Raw genomic sequence first — 19,532 nt, forward strand, 5'->3', positions numbered from 1 at the left:
CGCTTCCCTCCCCTCCGTTTCTTCCACGCATCGCGCGCCGCCCCGCCCCGAGCCATGAACGATCGAGTCATTCATCCCAAGGCCGACACGCTGATGGACCTCCTCGCGCTCCGGGTGGAGACGCGCGCGGACTTCCCCGTCTACACGTTCCTGGAGGACGAGCCGGGGGAGCAGTCCGAGCTGACGCACGCGGGGCTCTTCACACGGGCGCGGCGCATTGGCGCGCGGCTGGCGGAGCGGCACGCGGGACAGCGGGTGATGCTGCTCTACCCGCCGGGCACTGAATACATCGCGGGGTTCTTCGGCTGCGTCCTGGGCGGCGCCGTGGCGGTGCCCGCGTATCCGCCGGATCCGGCGCGGCTGGAGCGCACGCTGCCGCGCCTGCGCGCCATCATCCGCGACGCCCAGGCGACGGTGGTGCTCACCACGTCCTTCATCCTGGAGCTGGCGGAGTACATCTTCGAGCTGGCCCCGGAGCTGCGGGACCTGGAGTGGATCGCCACCGACGCGCTGCCCGAGGGGCTGGAGGACGGCTGGCGGCGCCCGGAGCTGAAGGCGGAGTCGCTGGCGTTCCTCCAGTACACGTCCGGCTCCACCGGCATGCCCAAGGGCGTGATGGTCGGCCACGGCAACCTCGTGGCCAACATGCGGATCATCACGCTGGGCCTGGACCTGCGGCAAGACGACCGGTGGGTGATGTGGCTGCCGCCGTACCACGACATGGGCCTCATCTCCGGCATCCTCAACCCGCTGTACGCGGGCAACCCGGTGACGCTCATGTCGCCGCTGTCCTTCCTCCGCAAGCCCCTGCGGTGGCTGGAGGCGATGTCGCGGCTTCGCGCCCAGGTGTCCGGTGGCCCCAACTTCGCGTTCGACCTGTGCGTGCGCAAGACGACGCCTGAGGAGCGGGCCACGCTGGACCTGAGCCACTGGCGCGGCGCCATGAACGGCGCGGAGCCCATCCGCCCGGACACGCTGGAGCGCTTCGCGCGGACCTTCGCGCCCCAGGGTTTCCGCATGGAGACCTTCATGCCGGGCTACGGCCTGGCGGAGGCGACGCTCGCCCTCACCGGCGGCGTGACGACCGCGCCCCCCGTGCTGCTCCCGGTGGTCGCCTCCAGCATGGAGGGCCACCGGCCCGTGCCCACGAGCGCGGACGCGCCGGAAGCCCGCGTGCTGGTGGGCAGCGGGAGGGTTCTGCCCGACCACGACATCCTGGTGGTGGAGCCACGGACGTGCCAGCTCCGGGCCCCCGGCGAGGTGGGCGAGCTCTGGGTGTCCGGCCCCAGCGTGGCCGCCGGCTACTGGAACCGGCCCGAGCTGTCCGAGGAGATCTTCCGTGCCCGTCTGGCGGATGGCACGGGCCCCTTCCTGCGCACGGGCGACATGGGCTTCATGCGGGACGGCGAGGTCTTCATCACCGGCCGCCGCAAGGACCTGATCATCGTCCGCGGCCGCAACCACTACCCCCAGGACCTGGAGCTGACGGCCGAGCGCAGCCACCCGGCGATCCGGCCGGGCTGCAACGCGGCCTTCTCCGAGGACGCGTCGGAGGGCGAGCGGGTGGTGATGGTCGTCGAGGTGGGCGACGAGACGGTGGACGTGGAGGAGGTGGCCGCCGCGGTGCGCGCGGCCATGGAGCAGGAACACGAGCTGCGGCTCGACACCGTGGTGCTGGTGCCCCACGGCGCGGTGCCCAAGACCTCCAGTGGCAAGCTGATGCGCAGCACGTGCCGGCAGTGGCTGGGCGAGGGCCAGATCCGGGTGGTGGGCCGCTCCGTGCTGACGCGCGCCTCCGCTGAGGACGCGAGCCCCGACGCCGGGCCTGGGCCGGACGTGGCCACGCTGCGGGCCATGCCCGTCGCCGAGCGGCAGCAGGCCCTGCTCGATTGGGTGCGGCGCGAGCTGGCGCGGGCCCTGCGCGCCCCGGTGTCGGCCGTGGAGCCGGCGGTCCGGGTGAGCCAGCTGGGACTGGACTCGCTGGGCATCGTGGAGCTGGGCCACGCCGTCGAGCAGCACCTGGGCGTGACGCTCCCGCTCCAGCGCGTGTTGAGCGGCCCCACGCCGGAGGAGCTCGCGGGCTTCCTCGTGCAGGCGCTCGACGCCGCGGAGCACGTGCCCGCCTCCGAGACGACGACGGTGGCGCCCGGGGACTACGCGCTCACCCCCGGCCAGTGGGGGCTCTGGTTCCAGCACCAGCTCTCCCCGCACACCACCGAGTACAACGTCACGCAGGCCTTGCGGATCCGCTCCGCGCTGGACGTGCTCGCGTTGCAGCGCGCCTTCCAGGCACTGGTGGACCGTCACGCCAGCCTGCGCACCCTCTTCGTCCGCGTGGAGGGCCAGCCCGTCCAGCGCATCCTGCCCCACGCCCCGGTCCACTTCGTCCACGAGGACGCCACCGCGTGGGACGCAGCGCGGCTGGAGCAGTTCCTGGGCGAAGAGGCGGCCCGGCCCTTCGACCTCGCCTCCGGGCCGTTGATGCGCGTGCACGTCCTGGCGCGTCCCGCGGGCGAGCACGTGCTCATCCTGGGCGTCCATCACATCATCGTGGACCTGGTGTCCATGGCGGTGCTGCTCCACGACCTGGGCGCGCTGTACGAGGGCGAGCTCCGTCACCAGCCGCCGGCCCTGCCTCCGGTGCGCTTGGACATGCCCGGCGTCGAGCGTCAGCAGCGCGAAGTCCTCGCGCGCGACGGCGAGCGGCTGTGGGAGCACTGGCGGGAGCGGCTTGCCGGTGAGCCCACGCCGCTGGAGCTGCCCCGCTTCCGCGCGCGTCCGCCGGTGCAGACCTACGCGGGCGCGGCGCATGCCTTCCGGCTTCCGGCGCCGCTGGCCCAGCGGCTCTTCACGCTGGCCCGCGAGCGCGGCGTCACGCTCTTCACGCTGCTGCTCGCCTCGTTCCAGACGCTCCTGCATCGCTACACCGGGCAGGAGGACGTCTGGGTGGGCTCTCCCGTCAACGGCCGCCCCCGGCCTCAGCTGGCGAGCGTGGTGGGCTACCTGGTCAACCAGGTGGTGCTGCGCGGAGACCTGAGCGGCGAGCCGTCCTTCCAGGAGCTGCTGGAGCGCGCGCGAGGCGTGGTGGTGGACGCGCTGGCCCACCAGGAGCTGCCCTTCACGACGTTGGTGGACCGGCTGCGCGTGCGGCGCGATCCCAGCCGGCCTCCGCTCGCCCAGGTGGAGCTGGTGTTGCAGCGCGCGTCGCTGCCTGGACAAGAGGACCTGAGCGGCTTCGCTCTGGATGAGAGCGGGCTGCGGATGCGCCTGGGTGAGCTGGAGGTGGAGTCACTCGCGCTCGCGCGGCACGTCGCCCCCTTCGACCTCACGCTGACGTTCGCCGAGGTGGAGGGCACGCTCGCGGGTTCGCTCCGCTACAACGTGGACCTGCTGGACGCGGCCACCGTGGTCCGCATGGCCGGGCACCTGGAGCGGCTGCTGGAGGGCATCGCGGCGGATCCCTCGCGGCCCATCTCCCGGCTGCCCCTGCTGTCGGCGGAGGAGCGCGAGGCGCTCACGCGTCCTCCACGCTCACTCCGTGTGGAGCCCCGGGGCGAGGTCTGCCTGCATCAGCGCTTCGAGGCGCGCGCGGCGGAGCGGCCGGACGCCGTGGCGGTGACGCTCGAGGAGCGCTCGTGGACCTACGCGGAGCTGGACGCTCGCGCCAATCAGGTGGCCCACCACCTGGTGCACCAGGGCATCGTGCCGGGCGACCTGGTGGGGCTGTACCTGGAGCGTTCGCTGGACATGGTGGTGGCCGTGCTCGCCATCCTGAAGGCGGGGGCGGCGTACGTGCCCATCGACACGGCCTACCCCGCCGAGCGGGCCCGATTCATGCTGGAGGACAGTCAGGCTCGCGTGCTGCTCACGCAGCGCCGGCTGGCGGACTCCCTGGGTGACGTGGCGGTCCACGTGGTCGCACTGGATGAGGAGTCGCCGGGCCTCGCCGACGCGCCGCGCTCGCGGCCTGACGTCGCGGTGTCGGGCGATCTGCTCGCGTACGTCATCTACACATCGGGCTCCACGGGGCGCCCCAAGGGCGTGCAGGTGACGCACGCCAACGTCACGCGGCTCTTCGACGCCACCTGGGACGACTTCCGCTTCGACAGCTCCGACGTCTGGACGCTGTTCCACTCCATCGCGTTCGACTTCTCCGTGTGGGAACTGTGGGGCGCGCTGCTGTACGGCGGCCGGCTGGTGGTGGTGCCGTACCGGGTGAGCCGTTCCCCGGAGGCCTTCCACGCGCTGCTGCGCGCCGAGCAGGTCACCATTCTCAACCAGACGCCGTCCGCCTTCCGTTCGCTCATCCAGGAGGACCTGACGGCGCCGGCCGACGCCCTGGCCCTGCGCCACGTCATCTTCGGCGGCGAGGCCCTGCCGCTGGGCAGCCTGCGCCCCTGGTTCGAGCGTCACGGGGACGCGCGGCCCCGGCTGGTCAACATGTACGGCATCACCGAAACGACGGTGCATGTCACCTACCGGCCCCTGCGCGCGCGTGACGTGGACGAGGCGCCGGGCAGCGTGATTGGCGCGCCCATCCAGGACCTGTCCCTGTTGCTGTTGGACAAGCACCAGCAGCCGGTGCCGGTGGGCGTGCCCGGTGAGTTGTATGTCGGCGGCGCGGGCGTCGCGCGCGGCTACCTCCAGCGGCCTGAACTCAATCAGCAGCGCTTCCTGGACGACCCCTTCCGCCCGGGGACAGGCGCCCGCCTCTACCGCAGCGGAGACCTGGCCCGCGGACTGCCAGACGGCGACGTGGAGTACCTGGGCCGCCTGGATGATCAGGTGAAGGTGCGCGGCTTCCGCATCGAGCTGGGTGAGATGGAGAGCGCGATCGCCCGGCACCCCGAGCTGCGCGAAGTGGTGGTCGTGCCGCGCGAGGACGCCGCTGGCGAGAAGCAACTGGTGGCCTACGTGGTGGCGCGCCCGGACGCGCAAGCACCCACCGTGGGCGAGCTGCGCGCCTTCCTGCGCGAGCGGCTGCCCGAGCACATGGTGCCCGCCGCCTTCGTCTTCCTGGACACCCTCCCGCTCACCGCCAACGGCAAGGTGAACCGCCGGGCGCTGCCCGCCCCGGAGCGCCTGCGCCCGTCGCTGAGCGAGGGCTACGTGGCGCCCACCAACGACCTGGAGCGGCTGCTGTGCCAGGTGTGGAGCGAGGCGCTGGGCGTGGATCAGGTGGGCGTGGACGACAACTTCTTCGAGCTGGGAGGCGACTCCATCCGCAGCCTGCGCGTGGTAGCGCGAGCTCGCGAGCGGGGGCTCACGCTCAGCGTGGCGGAGATGTTCGACCACCAGACGGTGGGCGCGCTGGCCCAGGCGCTGCGCCGCTCGGGTGAGACCGCCGTGCGCACCGAGCCCTTCTCGCTGGTGTCCGACGCGGACCTCGCGGCGCTGCCCGCAGGCCTTTCGGACGCCTATCCGCTGTCGCGGTTGCAAGCGGGCTTCGTCTTCCACGCGGAGCTGCGCCAGGGCTACGAGGTCTACCTCACCAGCTTCCACGTCCGGGTGCGCTTCGACGAGGACGCGCTGCGACGGGCGCTCGAACAAATGGCGCGGCGCCACCCCATGCTGCGCTCGGCCTTCGACGTCTCCTTCAGCGAGCCGTTGCAGCTGGTGTACACGCACGCGCAGGCGCCGCTCGCGGTGTTCGACTGGCGGGATCGCCCGGAGAAGGAGCAGCGGCAGGACTTCAAGGCCTGGAGCCAGGCCGAGCGCCGTCTGGGCTTCACCTGGCGCGCGCCGCCGCTCATCCGGATCAACGTCCACCGCCTCACCGACGACGATTTCCGCATCACCCTGTCCGAGCCCTTCCTGGACGGCTGGAGCGTGGCCTCGCTGTGGTCGGAGCTGCTGCGGCTCTACGTGGCATCGCTGGACGGCCCGACGCCGGTGGAGCCTCCTCCGGCCACCACCTACCGGGACTTCATCGCCCTGGAGCGGGCGGCGCTGGCCTCCGAGGCGTCGAAGAACTTCTGGGCCCGGGAGCTGTCTCGACTGGAGCGCGCTCCGCTCATGCCCTGGCCGCTGGCCGAAGGAGAGCCGGCCGGACAGCACCTGCGGATCATCTTCCCGGTGGCCGACGAGGTGCTCACCGGCCTCAAGCAGATCGCCACCGAGACGACCCTCCCGCTCAAGAGCGTCCTCGTCGCCGCTCACGCGCGCGTCGTGGCGCTGCTGACCGGGAAGGACCAGGTGGTGACGGGCATCATCGCCAACGGACGCCCGGAGGTGCCCGGCGGCGATCAGGTGCTGGGCATCTTCCTCAACACTCTGCCGCTGTGCATGGACGTGGCGGGCGGGTCGTGGCTGGACCTGACGCGCGATGCCTTCGAGGCGGAGCGCGCCCGGCTGCCGCACCGGCGCTTCCCGCTGGCGGAGCTGCAGAAGACCTTCGGAGGCGGGCAGCCGCTCTTCGACACGGCCTTCAACTTCACCCAGTTCCACATCCTGGACCGGCTGCGCGAGCTGCGCGGGCTGGAGGTCCTGGACATGATGGCCACCGACCAGACGTACTTCGCCTGGACGGCCTACTTCAACGTCAACACGGCCAGCACCGAGCTGCACATCGCCCTGGACTGCAACGGCCTGGGCGCCGAGCAGGTGGAGTCCATCAAGGCGCATTACCTGAGCGTGCTCGGCGCCATGTCGAAGGCGCCTCAGAGCCGCTACGACCGGGCGGAGCTGCTGCCCGAGCGCGAGTGGCAGCAACTGCGCGCGTGGAGCGGGACGCACGCCGAGCTTCCGGGGGAGACCTGTGTCCATCACCTGGTGGAGGCACAGGCCGCGCGCACGCCGGACGCGGTGGCGCTGGTGCACGAGTCGCGGCGGCTCACCTACGGCGAGCTGGAGTCGCGCACGCGCCAACTGGCGCACACGCTGCGTGAGCTTGGCGCGGGCCCGGAGACGCGCGTCGCCGTGTGCCTGGAGCGCACGCCAGAGCTCGTCATCGCCCTACTGGGCGTGATGCGCGCGGGCGGAGCCTACGTCCCGTTGGATCCGGCCTACCCCGCCGAGCGGCTGGCGTTCATGCTGGAGGACTCCCAGGCGCCGGTGCTGATCACCACGGCGAAGCTGGAGGCGACGCTGCCCTCGCACGGAGCGCGGGTCGTCCGGTTGGAGACAGGCGCGGAGGTTCCCGCGTCGCTGGCTCCGCTGGCGCCCGCGAGCACCGGGCCAGACTCCCTGGCCTACGTCCTCTACACGTCCGGATCCACCGGCCGGCCCAAGGGCGTGGCGCTGGAGCACCGCAGCGCGGTGGCCTTCCTGCGTTGGGCGCTGTCGGTGTTCTCGCGCGAGCAGCTGTCCGGTGTGCTGGCCGCGACGTCGTTCTGCTTCGACCTGTCCTTCTTCGAGATGTTCGCCCCGCTGGCACGGGGAGGCACCGTCATCCTCGCGGACAACGCGCTGGCGTTGGCGGGGCTCGCGGCGGCGGGTGAGGTGACGCTCGTCAACACGGTGCCGTCGGCCATGACGGAGCTGGTGCGGGCCGGTGCACTGCCCGCGTCCCTGCGCACGGTGAACCTGGCGGGCGAGGCGCTCCCGGGCTCGCTGGTGGCGGACCTGTACCGCACGGGCCACGTGGAGCACGTCTTCAACCTGTACGGCCCCACGGAGGACACCACCTACTCCACGTTCACGCGGGTTCCCCAGGACGCGCGCGGCGAGCCCACCATCGGGCGCCCGCTGCCCGGCACCTCCGCATGGGTGCTGGATGCGCGCGGACGCCCCGTGCCCCTGGGCGTCCCCGGCGAGCTGCACCTGGGAGGCGCGGGGCAGGCCCGTGGGTATCTCCACCGGCCGGAGCTCACCGCGGAGCGGTTCATCCCCCATCCGCTCTCACGCGAGCCCGGCGCGCGGCTCTACCGCACCGGGGACCTGGTCCGGCAGCTGCCGGACGGCGACCTGGAGTACCTGGGCCGCATCGACAACCAGGTGAAGGTGCGCGGCTTCCGCATCGAACTGGGCGAGGTGGAGGCGGTGCTCCGCGCTCACGCGTCCGTGCGGGACGTCGTCGTCCACGCGCGCTCGGAAGCTCAGGGCGAGAAGCGGCTGGTGGCCTACGTCGTGGCCCAGCCCGGCCACGTGCCGGACGCGGCAGTCCTCAAGGAAGCAGTGCAGCGGCACCTGCCCCGCTACATGGTGCCGTCCGCCTTCGTCACCCTGGCCGCGCTGCCCCTCACGCCCAACGGCAAGGTGGACCGCAAGGCGCTGCCCGCGCCGGAGGCCGCCGTGGTGGAGTCCGGCACCGTCGCGCCGCGCACCTTCACCGAGGAGCTGTTGGCCTCCGTGTGGGCTCGCGTCCTGCGCGTGGAGCGCGTGGGCGCGTATGACCACTTCTTCGAACTGGGCGGGCACTCGCTGCTGGCCACCCAGGCCGTCTCGCGGATCCGCGAGGCGCTTCAGGTGGAGCTGCCCCTGAGCAGCCTCTTCGAGGCCCCGACCCTGGCGGCGCTCGCGGAGAAGGTGGATGCGTTGCGCGCGGCGAAGCAGGGCCGGCAGTCGCCTCCGCTCTCACCGGCGGAGCGCACCGGGTCCCTGGCGTTGTCGTTCGCGCAGCAGCGCCTCTGGCTGCTGGAGCAGTTGGAGCCGGGCAGCGTCGCATACAATGTGCCGGCCGCCGTGCGCGTCAGCGGAGCGCTGGACGTGGAGTCCCTGCGCCGCGGATTCTCCGCCCTCACCTATCGCCACGAGTCCCTGCGCACCACCTTCCACGAAGGCGTGGAGGGACCCGAGCAGCGCATCGCGGACTCGCTGGCTCCCGACTTCACGGTCATCGATGTGTCGGCACGCTCCCTGGCGGAGCGCGAGGCGGAGATCCAGCACCGGGCCACCGCGGAGGCGCGCCGGCCCTTCGACCTGACGCGCGGTCCCCTCCTGCGCGTCACGCTGCTGCGCCTGGCCGAACGCGAGCATGTGCTGCTGCTGACCATGCACCATATCGTCTCCGACGGCTGGTCCATGAACGTGCTCGTCGAGGACCTGATGGCCCTCTACGCGGCGTTCACCCGGGGCCAGCCCTCGCCGCTCTCCGACCTGCCCATCCAGGTCGCGGATCACGCCGCGTGGCAGCGGCAGTGGCTGCGGGACGAGGCTCTGGAGACGCAGCTGGCGTACTGGCGTCAGCAGTTGGGGGACGCTCCGCGCGTCCTGGAGCTGCCCACCGACAAGCCGCGCCCCGCGGTCCAGTCCCTCCAGGGCGCGAGCTGGTTCGTCCACCTGCCCCGCGAGCTGTCCGGCGCGGTCGAGGCGCTGAGCCGGCGTGAAGGCGTCACCCCGTTCATGGTGCTGCTGTCCGCGTTCGAGGTGGTGTTGCACCGGTACTCGGGCCAGGACGACCTCTGCATCGGCATGCCCGTCGCCAGCCGGAGCCGCGTCGAGTTGGAGGGGTTGATTGGCTTCTTCGCCAACACGCTGGTGCTGCGCACGCGTCTGGATGACGCGATCTCCTTCCGGGAGCTGCTCACGCGCGTGCGCACGGCGGCGCTTGGGGCCTACGCGCACCAGGATGTGCCCTTCGAGAAGCTGGTGGAGGCGCTCCAGCCCCGGCGCGACCTGAGCCGCTCACCGCTGTTCCAGGTGATGTTCACGTTCCAGAACAACCGCTTGCCGGAGACCGCCCACGCGGGCCTGGAGCTGCACCGGCTGGACGTGGATCACGGCACCTCCAAGTTCGACCTGGAGCTGGTGCTGACCGCGGCCGACGACGGCCTGCGCGGCCGCTTCGAGTACAGCACCGATCTGTTCGAGGAGGCGACCATCGCGCGCCTCACCCAGCATCTGCGCACGGTGCTGGAGGCCGCCGTCGCTCGCCCTGAGGCGTCGCTGTCCTCGCTGCCCCTCATGCCCGAGGCCGAGCAGCGTCAGGTGCTCCTCGACTTCAACCGTACCGACGCCGATGTCCCTCTCGACGTCTGCTTCCACCAGCTCTTCGAGGCTCAAGCCGACCGCGCCCCCGACGCCGTCGCCGTCCGCGACGCGTCTTCTTCCTTCAGCTATCGCGCCCTCGACGCTCGCTCCAACCGCCTCGCACACCACCTCGTCGGCTCTGGCGTCCAGCCCGACTCCCTCGTCGCGCTGCTGGCTCCTCGTGGCTGCGATTTCGTCGCTTCCAACCTTGGCGTCCTCAAGGCCGGTGCGGCCTGGCTGCCGCTCGACCCGCTCCACCCTCCCCTGCGCCTCGCACAGATTCTCTCCCTCAGCCGCGCTCCCTTCGTCCTCGTCGCCGATGTCTTCGCGCCGCTGCTGGCTTCCGCACTCGCGCTGCTTCCTGAGGGTGCACGTCCTCGCGTCCTCTCGCTCGAAGCTTCCCTGAACGCGGACGTTCCTTCTTCGCGCCTCGCTCCTCGCGCGTCTCCTTCGCACCTCGCCTACGTCATCTTCACCTCTGGCTCCACCGGCACCCCCAAGGGCGCCATGGTCGAGCAGCGCGGCATGCTCAACCACCTGCATGCCAAGGTGCTTGCTCTCGACCTCGGGCCCACGGACGTCGTCGCCCAGACGGCCTCTCAGTGCTTTGACATCTCCGTCTGGCAGTCCTTCGTCGCCCTGCTCGTTGGTGGCCAGACGCTGGTGCTTGGCGATGACGTCGCTCACTCGCCTTCCGCCCTCCTCGACGCGCTGGAGGCCCACGCCGTCTCCATCGTCGAGTCCGTCCCCTCCCTGCTGAATGCTCTGCTCGACGAGGCCGACTCTCGCGGCCCCGCACGTCCCGCCCTCTCCCGCCTGCGGTTCATGCTTCCCACCGGTGAGGCACTTCCCGCCGAAACCGCTCGCCGCTGGCTCCTCGCGTGGCCCGCCATTCCCCTCGTCAACGCCTACGGCCCCACCGAGTGCTCCGACGACGTCACCCACGCCTTCCTCTCCACACCTCCCGCCTCCTCCGTCGTCCCCATCGGCCGCCCCGTCTGCAACACCCGCCTCTACGTCCTCGACTCCCTCCTTCGGCCCTGCCCCCTCGGCATCCCCGGTGAGCTCTTCGTCGCGGGCACGGGTGTCGGCCGCGGTTACCTCTTCGACTCCTCTCGCACCGCCGTCTCCTTCATTCCGGACCCTTTCTCCTCCTCGCCCGGCGCGCGCCTCTACCGCACCGGTGACCGCGTCCGCTGGCTGCCCGACGGCTCTCTCGACTTCCTGGGCCGCATCGACTTCCAGGTGAAGCTGCGCGGCTTCCGCATCGAGTTGGGTGAAATCGAAGCCTCTCTGCGCCAGCTGCCCGCCGTGCGTGACGTCGTCGTCCTCGTTCGCCAGGACTCCCCCGGCGACGCGCGTCTCGTCGCGTACGTCACGCCCAAGGCAGATGCCTCGCTGGAAGTGGAAGCCCTCAAGCTCCACCTGAGTCAGGGGCTTCCCGAGTACATGGTGCCCGCCGCCTTCGTGGTGCTGGACGCCCTGCCCCTCAGCGCCAACGGCAAGGTGGACCGCAAGGCCCTTCCTCTCCCCGACGCCGACGCCTCCCGCGCCTCCTCCTTCGTCCCGCCCCGCACGCGCACCGAGGCCCTTCTCTGCGGCCTCTTCGCTCGCCTGCTGCGGCTGGAGCGCGTCGGCATTCACGACGACTTCTTCGCTCTCGGTGGCCACTCACTCCTCGCCACCCGCCTCGTCGCCCATGTGCGCGAAGCCCTCGGTCTGGAGCTGCCCCTTCGCGCTCTATTCGAGGCCTCTTCTCCCGCGCTCCTCGCCCAGCGCCTCGACGCCCTTCGCGACTCCTCCTTCTCTTCCTCCGCGCCTCCTCTTCGCCCAGCCCCCCGCGATGGCGCGCCTCCGCCTCTCTCCTTCGCCCAGCAGCGACTCTGGTTCCTCGACCGCTGGCAGCCTCAAAGCGCCTTCTACAACATCCCCTCCGCGCTCCGGCTCACCGGCCCCCTTCACCTCCCCGCGCTCCAGTTCGCCTTCGACGAACTGATCCGTCGTCACGAATCTTTCCGGACGACGTTCCAGGACGGCCCCGAGGGCCCGGTGCAGCTCATCCTCCCGGTGATCACGTCTCCGCTCACCCTGGTGGATCTGAGTGAGCTGTCTTCCGAGCAGCGCGAACCGGAAGCGCTCAGCATCGCCAGTGACGAGGCCCGGCGGCCCTTCGACCTCGCGCATGGACCGCTGCTGCGCACCACGCTGGTGCGGCTCGACGTGGAACACCATGTGCTGGTGGTGGTGATGCATCACATCATCTCCGACGGCGGATCCTCGGAGGTGGTGCTGCGTGAACTGGCCGCGCTCTACGACGCCTTCCTCCGCGACGAGTCTTCACCGCTTCCACCGCTGCCGGTGCAGTACGCGGACTACGCCGTGTGGCAGCGCTCCTGGATCCAGGGCGACGTGCTCGACGCGCAGCTCGGCTGGTGGCGCCAGCAACTCCACGGCGCGCCGCATGCGCTGCGACTGCCCACGGACCGTCCGCGTCCGGCATTGCAAACGTTCAACGGTGCCCTCCTCACCCGGGTGCTGCCGCGCACGCTCTCCGATGCGCTGCGCGCGTTCCACCGCGCTGAAGGCGTCACCCCGTTCATGACCCTGCTGGCGGCCACGCAAGCGCTGCTGCATCACTACTCGGGCCAGGACGACTTCACCGTGGGCGCTCCCGTCTCCGGCCGCACGCATGCCGGGATGGAGGCGCTCGTCGGATTCTTCGTCAACACGCTGGTGCTGCGTGCCCGGTTCGATCCACGCATCAGCTTCCGGGAGCTGCTCGCCCAGGCGCGCGAGTCCACCTTGGGCGCGCTCGCGCACCAGGACGTACCCTTCGAGAAGCTCGTGGAGGCGCTCCAGCCCGAGCGCGACCTCAGCCGCTCACCCCTCTTCCAGGTGATGGTGGCCTACCAGCAGGACCTGCACGTCGAGCAGGCACTGCCCGGCCTCATCACGCGCCCGGTACCCCTGGATGGACAGGGCGCCAAGTTCGACCTGACCGTCTCCTTCACCGACACCGACGAAGGCCTCCGCGCGTCGTTCGAATACAACACCGACCTCCATGACGAGGCCACGGTGGCGCGCATGGCGGATCACCTGTCCGCGTTGCTCACCGAGGTCATCGCCGCGCCGGTTCGCCCGCTCGCATCGCTGTCGCTCCTTCCGGAACACGAGCGTCATCAGGTGCTGGTGGAGTGGAACGCCAGCGACGTGGCCTTCCCCCAGGAGCGCCTCGTTCACCAGCTCTTCGAAGCCCAGGTGGCCCGCTCGCCCGAGGCCCCCGCGCTCGCCTCCGGCGAGGACACCCTCTCGTTCCAGCAACTCGACGCACGCGCCAACCAGCTCGCCTGGCATCTGCTCTCGCTCGGAGTCGGTCCCGAGACTCGCGTCGCGCTCTGCGTTGAGCACTCCTTCGATCTCGTCGTCTCGATGCTCGCCGTCCTCAAGGCCGGTGGCGCCTGGGTGCCCCTGGATCCGACCCTGCCCGCGGACCGACTCGCGTTCATGCTCGCCGACTCCGGCGCTCGTGTCGTTCTCACCCAGGAGCGCTTGAAGTCCGTGCTGCCCGCTCATGCCGGCGCTTTGGTGTGCGTGGACGCGGATTGGAGTCAGGTGGCCTCTCGCTCCACGCAGGCTCCTCCTCCCCGCTCCCTGCCCGACTCGCTCGCCTACGTCATCTACACCTCCGGCTCCACCGGCAAGCCCAAGGGCACCCTCCTCACCCATCGCGGCCTCTCCAACACCGCCCTCGCAGCCGTTCGCGAGCACCGCTTCGACGCCTCCTCCCGCGTCCTCCAGTTCGCCTCCATCGGCTTCGATGCCTGCGTCTGCGAGGTCTTCTCCTCCCTCCTCGCTGGCGCCTGCCTCCACCTCGCCCCTCGCGAGCAGCTCCTCCCAGGGACTCCTCTCCACTCCCTGCTCCGCGACCGCTCCATCTCCGCTGTCACCCTCACCCCTTCCGTCCTCGCGCAGCTCGACCCCGTGGGTCTCGACTCCCTGCGCACCGTCATCTCCGCGGGTGAGGCTCTCCCGGCTTCCGTCGCTTCCCGCTGGGCCCACCCCCAGCGCCTCCTGCTCAACGCCTACGGCCCCACTGAAGTGACTGTCTGCGCCTCCATCGAGTCGCAGCTCATTCCCTCCCAGCCCACCATCGGCGCTCCGTTCCCCAACGTCCGCCTCTTCGTCCTCGACTCACTCCTGCGCCCCGTCCCCGTCGGTCTCCCCGGTGAGCTCTTCGTCTCCGGCCCTGGCGTTGCTCGCGGCTACCTCGGCCAGCCCTCGCTCACCGCTGAGAAGTTCATTCCTCATCCGTTCTCGCGCGAGCCGGGTGAGCGCCTCTACCGCACCGGTGACCGCGTCCGCTGGCTGCCCTCTGGCCGTCTCGAGTTCCTCGGCCGCCTCGACTCCCAGGTGAAGCTGCGCGGCTTCCGCATCGAGCCCTCCGAAGTCTCCTCCCTCCTTCGCGACCACTCCTCCGTCCTCGACGCCTTCACCCTCCTTCGCGAGGACTCGCCCTCTCTCCACCGCCTCGTCTCCTACGTCGTCTCGCGAGAGCCCGGGCATGATGCGGCGGCGCTGCGCACGTACCTGCGCGAGCGCGTGCCGGAGTACATGGTGCCGACTGCGTTCGTGTTCCTGGACGCGCTGCCCCTCACCGCCAGCGGCAAGGTGGACACGCGCGCGCTGCCCGCGCCCGACGAGACCCATGTCGGCGGCGGTCAGGGTTACGTAGAGCCGCAGGGCGATCTGGAGCGCACGCTGGCCGCGCTCTGGTGCGAGCTGCTGGGCCTCAAGCGCGTGGGACGCCACGAGCGCTTCTTCGACGTGGGCGGCAACTCCCTGCTCATCGTCCGCGTGCAGGAGCGCCTCCAGACGACGCTGGACCTGCGGCTCTCCCTGCCCGTGCTCTTCCAGTACCCCACCATCGCGGGCCTGGCCCAACACCTGTCCCAGTCCGGCGGAGGCTCGCGGCTGGAGTCCAGCCAGGAGCGCGGCGAGGGCCGCAAGGAGCGCATGGATCAACAACGGGAGCAGCGACTGAACCGCCGCAAGAAGGGAAGCGCGTGATGGCTCAGGACCCTTCGTCCCCGTCCGAGGCCGTCGCCATCGTCGGCATGGCGCTGCGTGTTCCGGGCGCTCGCGATCCCGAATCCTTCTGGCGGTTGATCGACGACGGCGTGGAGCCGCGCACGTCCTTCTCCGACGCGGAGCTGGAGGCGGCCGGAGTGCCGCGCGCCGTGAGCGAGCAGCCGGGCTACGTGCGCGAGGGCTTCGTCCTGGACGGCGTGGCTGCCTTCGACGCGGCCTTCTTCGGCTACAGCCCCCGGGAGGCGGAGCTGCTGGATCCCCAGCACCGCCTCTTCCTGGAGTGCGCATGGGAGGCGCTGGAGCGCTCCGGCCATGGGGACGCACGTGGGCGTGGCGCCACGTCCGTCTTCGCGGGCGAGGGCCGGAGCACCTACCTCATCGCGAACCTGCTGACCCGGCCGGACCTGGTGGCTTCGCAGGGCCTGTTCTCGCTGATGGTGGCCAACGAGAAGGACTTCCTCGCCACGCGCGTCTCCCACCGCCTGGACCTGCGCGGCCCGAGCCTCACCGTGCAGACGGCGTGCTCCACGTCACTGGTGGCGGTGCACCTGGCCTGCCAGAGCCTGCTGTCCGGCGAGTCGGATCTGTCGCTCGCGGGCGGTGTCGCGCTGGCGCTGCCCCAGCGCGCCGGCTACTCGTATCGGGACGGAGGCATCCTCTCTCCGGATGGACGCTGCCGTCCCTTCGACGCTCGGGGCGAAGGCACCATTGGCGGCTCGGGCGTGGCGGTGGTGGCGCTCAAGCGGCTGTCGGACGCGCTCGAGGCGGGAGACCGCATCCACGCGGTCATCCGTGGTTCGGCCATCAACAACGACGGCGCGGACAAGGTGGGCTTCACCGCGCCCAGCGTGGACGGACAGTCCCAGGTCATCTCCGAGGCGCTCGCGGTGGCGTGCGTGGAGCCCGACTCCATCCAGTACGTGGAGGCCCATGGGACGGCCACCCAACTGGGAGACCCCATTGAAGTGGCCGCGCTCAACCAGGTGTTCCAGGGGCTGCCTCGGGGCTCCATCGCCCTGGGCTCGGTGAAGAGCAACCTGGGCCACATGGACGCGGCGGCTGGCGTGGTGAGCCTCATCAAGACGGCGCTGGCACTGGAGCACCGGCGGCTTCCCGCCAGCCTGCACTTCCAGAATCCCAACCCGCGCGTCCCTTTCGACGACGGTCCCTTCGTCGTCAACACCACTTCGCGCCCGTGGCCCGGCGCGAAGTCCCGGCGCGCGGGTGTGAGCTCCTTCGGCATGGGAGGCACCAACGCGCATGTGGTGCTGGAGGAGGCACCCACGCCCGCGCCGCGCACGCCCGCGCAGCGTCCATGGCAGCTCCTGGCCCTGTCCGCACGGACCGCGCCCGCGCTGGAGGAGATGACGGACCGGCTGGCCACGCACCTGGAGCAGCACCCGGAGGTTGCGCTGGCGGACGTCGCCCACACGCTGATGGTGGGACGTCGTCGCTTCGAGCACCGGCGGGTGCTGGTGTCCCAGGACGCGCGCGAGGCCCGGGAGGCGCTGGCGGCACGCGACGCGCGGCTGCTCACGGAGGTCGCGGGGGACGGGCGTTGCTCGGTGGCGTTCCTCTTCCCCGGTCAGGGCTCGCACCACGTGGACATGGGCCGCGGCCTGTACGCGGCGGAGCCCCGCTTCCGCGAGCACGTGGACGCGTGCTGCGAGCGCTTCGCCCCGCACCTGGGCGCCGACTTGCGGCGCATCCTCTTCCCGGCCGCGTCGGAGCACGCGGAGGCCACCCGGAAGCTGGAGCAGACGACGTTCGGCCATCCTGCGCTCTTCACCATCGAGTACGCCCTGGCGCGCTGGTGGATGGACATGGGCGTGCGGCCCCAGGCGCTCATCGGCCACAGCGTCGGCATGTACGCGGCGGCGTGCGTAGCGGGCATCTTCACGCTGGAAGACGCCACGGCGACGTTGGCGCTGCGCGCCCGGCTCATCCAGCAGCTGCCCCCGGGGTCCATGCTGTCCGTGTCGCTCCCTGAAGCAGCGGTGCGCCCGCTGCTGGCGGGAAGACCGGTGGGCATCGCCGCCCACAACGCGCCCTCGCTGTGCGTCGTGTCGGGGCCTCCCGACGCCGTGCACGCGGTCCAGGCGGAGCTGGTGGCGCGCGGCGTGGAGTGCCGCCTGCTGCACAGCACCTACGCCGGCCACTCCGCGATGCTGGAGCCGATGCTGCGGCCCCTGGAAGAGGCGCTGCGCCGCGTGCGCCTGTCACCTCCTTCCATCCCCTGCGTCTCCAACCTCACCGGCACCTGGCTCACCGACGCGGAGGCGACGGATCCGCGCGCATGGGCGGAGCAGGTGCGGCGGCCCGTGCGCTTCTCGGAAGGCGTGGCGACGCTGCTCGAGGAGCCGGACCGGCTGCTGTTGGAGGTGGGTCCGGGGCAGGCGCTGACGATGCTGGCGCGGCAGGCCACGAACGCGGCGGGGCGCACGATTGTCGCCTCGATGCGCCGGCCGCAGGATCCTCAGCCTGACGCCGCGGTGCTCCTGAACGCCGCGGGGCGGCTGTGGTTGGCGGGCGCGGAACTGGACGTGGAGCGGCTCCAGGGCCCGGGCGAGCACCGCCGCGTCGAGCTGCCGCCCTATCCCTTCCAGCGCGAGGATTACTGGCTGGAGGCCGTGGCGGGAACGCACGCGGCGGCGGATCCCCAGACGGCCGGGACGGCGCTCCGCAAGCGGGACGACGCGGCGGAGTGGTTCTACCAGCCGGCCTGGAAGCCCACGCCGCCACCTGCTCCCTCGGCTGTCAGTGGTGAGCGTGTGCTCGCCTTCGTCGACGCCACCGGCTTCGGCGCGGAGCTGGCGGCGCGACTGGAGGCGGGGGGCTCGGAGGTGGTGCGAGTGGTGCCCGCGTCCGGATTCTCCCAACGCGACGCGCGCACCTTCGAGCTCGTGCCTGGAGAACCCGCGCACTACCGCGCGCTGCTGGAGGCCGTGGGCACGCCCCTGCGCGTGGTGCACGCATGGGGCCTGGGCCCCGCCATCGGTGGGGATGCAGACGCGGCGCTCGCCACGGAGCTGGAGCGGGGCTTCCACGGCCTCGTCGCCCTGCTGCGGGCGATCCAGGCCCGGCCGGTGAATGGGCCGGTGGACGTCGCGGTGCTGGTGAGTGGCGCATTGGAGGTGACGGGAGACGAGCCGCTGGTGCCCGCCCGCGCGCTCATGGTGGGCCCCTGCAAGGTGGTCCCGCAGGAGCACGTGGGGCTGCGCACGCGCTGCATCGACGTGCGCCTGCCCGAGGACGCGGCGAAGCAGGCGGGCCTGCTGGAACGGCTGGCGGCGGAGGTTCGCATGGACGCGGCGGAGCCCGTGGTGGCCTGGCGCGGCTCGCGCCGCTACGCCGAGCACTTCGAGGCGACTCGGCTGCCCTCCGTGAGCGCGGACACAGCGCCGCTGCGCGAAGCAGGCGTGTACCTGCTGACCGGAGGCCTGGGACGGATCGGCCTGGGCCTGGCCGAGTACCTCGCGACGGCGGTGCGAGCGCGGCTTGTGCTGGTGGGCCGCTCGCCCTTCCCCTCTCCTGAGGAATGGGACGCGTGGCTGCGCGCGCACGGCGAGGAGGATGACGTGTCGCGGAAGATTCATCGCCTGCGTGCGATGGAAGCCCGTGGCGCGCAGGTGCTGGTGCTGTCGGCGGACGTGTCCCGGCGGGCGGAGCTGGAGTCCGTGGTAGCCCGCGCGCGCGCGCGCTTCGGGGCCCTGCATGGCGTGGTGCACTCCGCGGGCATCATTGGCGCGCGGACGTCGGTGCCGCTGGTGGACCTGGAACGCGAGCGGAGTGAGGAGCAGCTCGCCGCCAAGGTGCATGGCACCCGGTGGCTCACTGCCGCGCTGGCCGGTGGGCCGCCTCTGGACTTCGTGGTGTTGCAGTCCTCGCTGTCCACCGTGCTGGGCGGCCCGGGGTTCAGCGCCTACGCGGCGGCCAATGCCTTCATGGACACGCTGGCGTGCGAGCGCGCTCGGGCGGGCGGGACGCAATGGCTCAGCGTGGACTGGGACGGCTGGCATCAGGACGGTGAAGTGCCTGGCGCGTCGGACATGACGCTCGCCGAGGGCTCGGACGCCCTGCGGCGGCTGTTGTCCGCGCGAGCCGAGGGCCGCTGGGCGGTGTCCACCACGGACCTCTCCGCGCGGCAGGCGATGTGGCTGCGGCGCGAGCGCACCGGCACGGCGCCGGCCACGAGCACGGGAGCCGGGCACTCCCGGCGCGGCGTGCGGACCGCTTTCGTGGCGCCCCGAGACTCCGTCGAGCAGGGGATCGCCGCCATCTGGGCGGAGCTGCTCGGCGTCGCGGAGCCCGGCATCCACGACGACTTCTTCGAGCTCGGCGGACACTCGCTGGTGGGCGCGCAGGTCGTGGCGCGCGTCCGGCAGGCGTTCCAGGTGGAGCTGCGCCTGGGGACGCTCTTCGAGACGCCCACTATCGCGGGCATGGCCGTGGCCATCGTCAAAAGCCGCACCGAGAACATGAGCGAGGAAGAGCTGGAGTCCCTCCTGTCCGAGCTGGAGTGAGCCGCTCCCCCC

At 71.4% G+C, this 19,532-nt stretch carries 2 protein-coding genes; both read left to right on the forward strand.

Translation table 11 applies throughout. The features are described 5' to 3' along the window. Nucleotides 1–54 precede the first annotated feature (54 nt). Nucleotides 55–14,976, forward strand: coding sequence for a non-ribosomal peptide synthase/polyketide synthase (locus D7Y15_RS00720; protein WP_121751389.1), 14,922 nt, complete (start codon nt 55–57; stop codon nt 14,974–14,976). Continuing rightward, a complete protein-coding gene (locus tag D7Y15_RS46505) occupies nt 14,976–19,520 on the forward strand; it encodes a type I polyketide synthase (protein ID WP_121751390.1) in 4,545 nt (1,514 codons plus the stop codon). Before D7Y15_RS00720 ends, D7Y15_RS46505 begins: the two co-directional genes overlap by 1 nt. Nucleotides 19,521–19,532 lie beyond the last annotated feature (12 nt).

This window comes from Corallococcus sp. AB030 (genome assembly GCF_003668965.1).
In the GTDB taxonomy this organism is placed as follows: Bacteria; Myxococcota; Myxococcia; order Myxococcales; family Myxococcaceae; genus Corallococcus; species Corallococcus exiguus.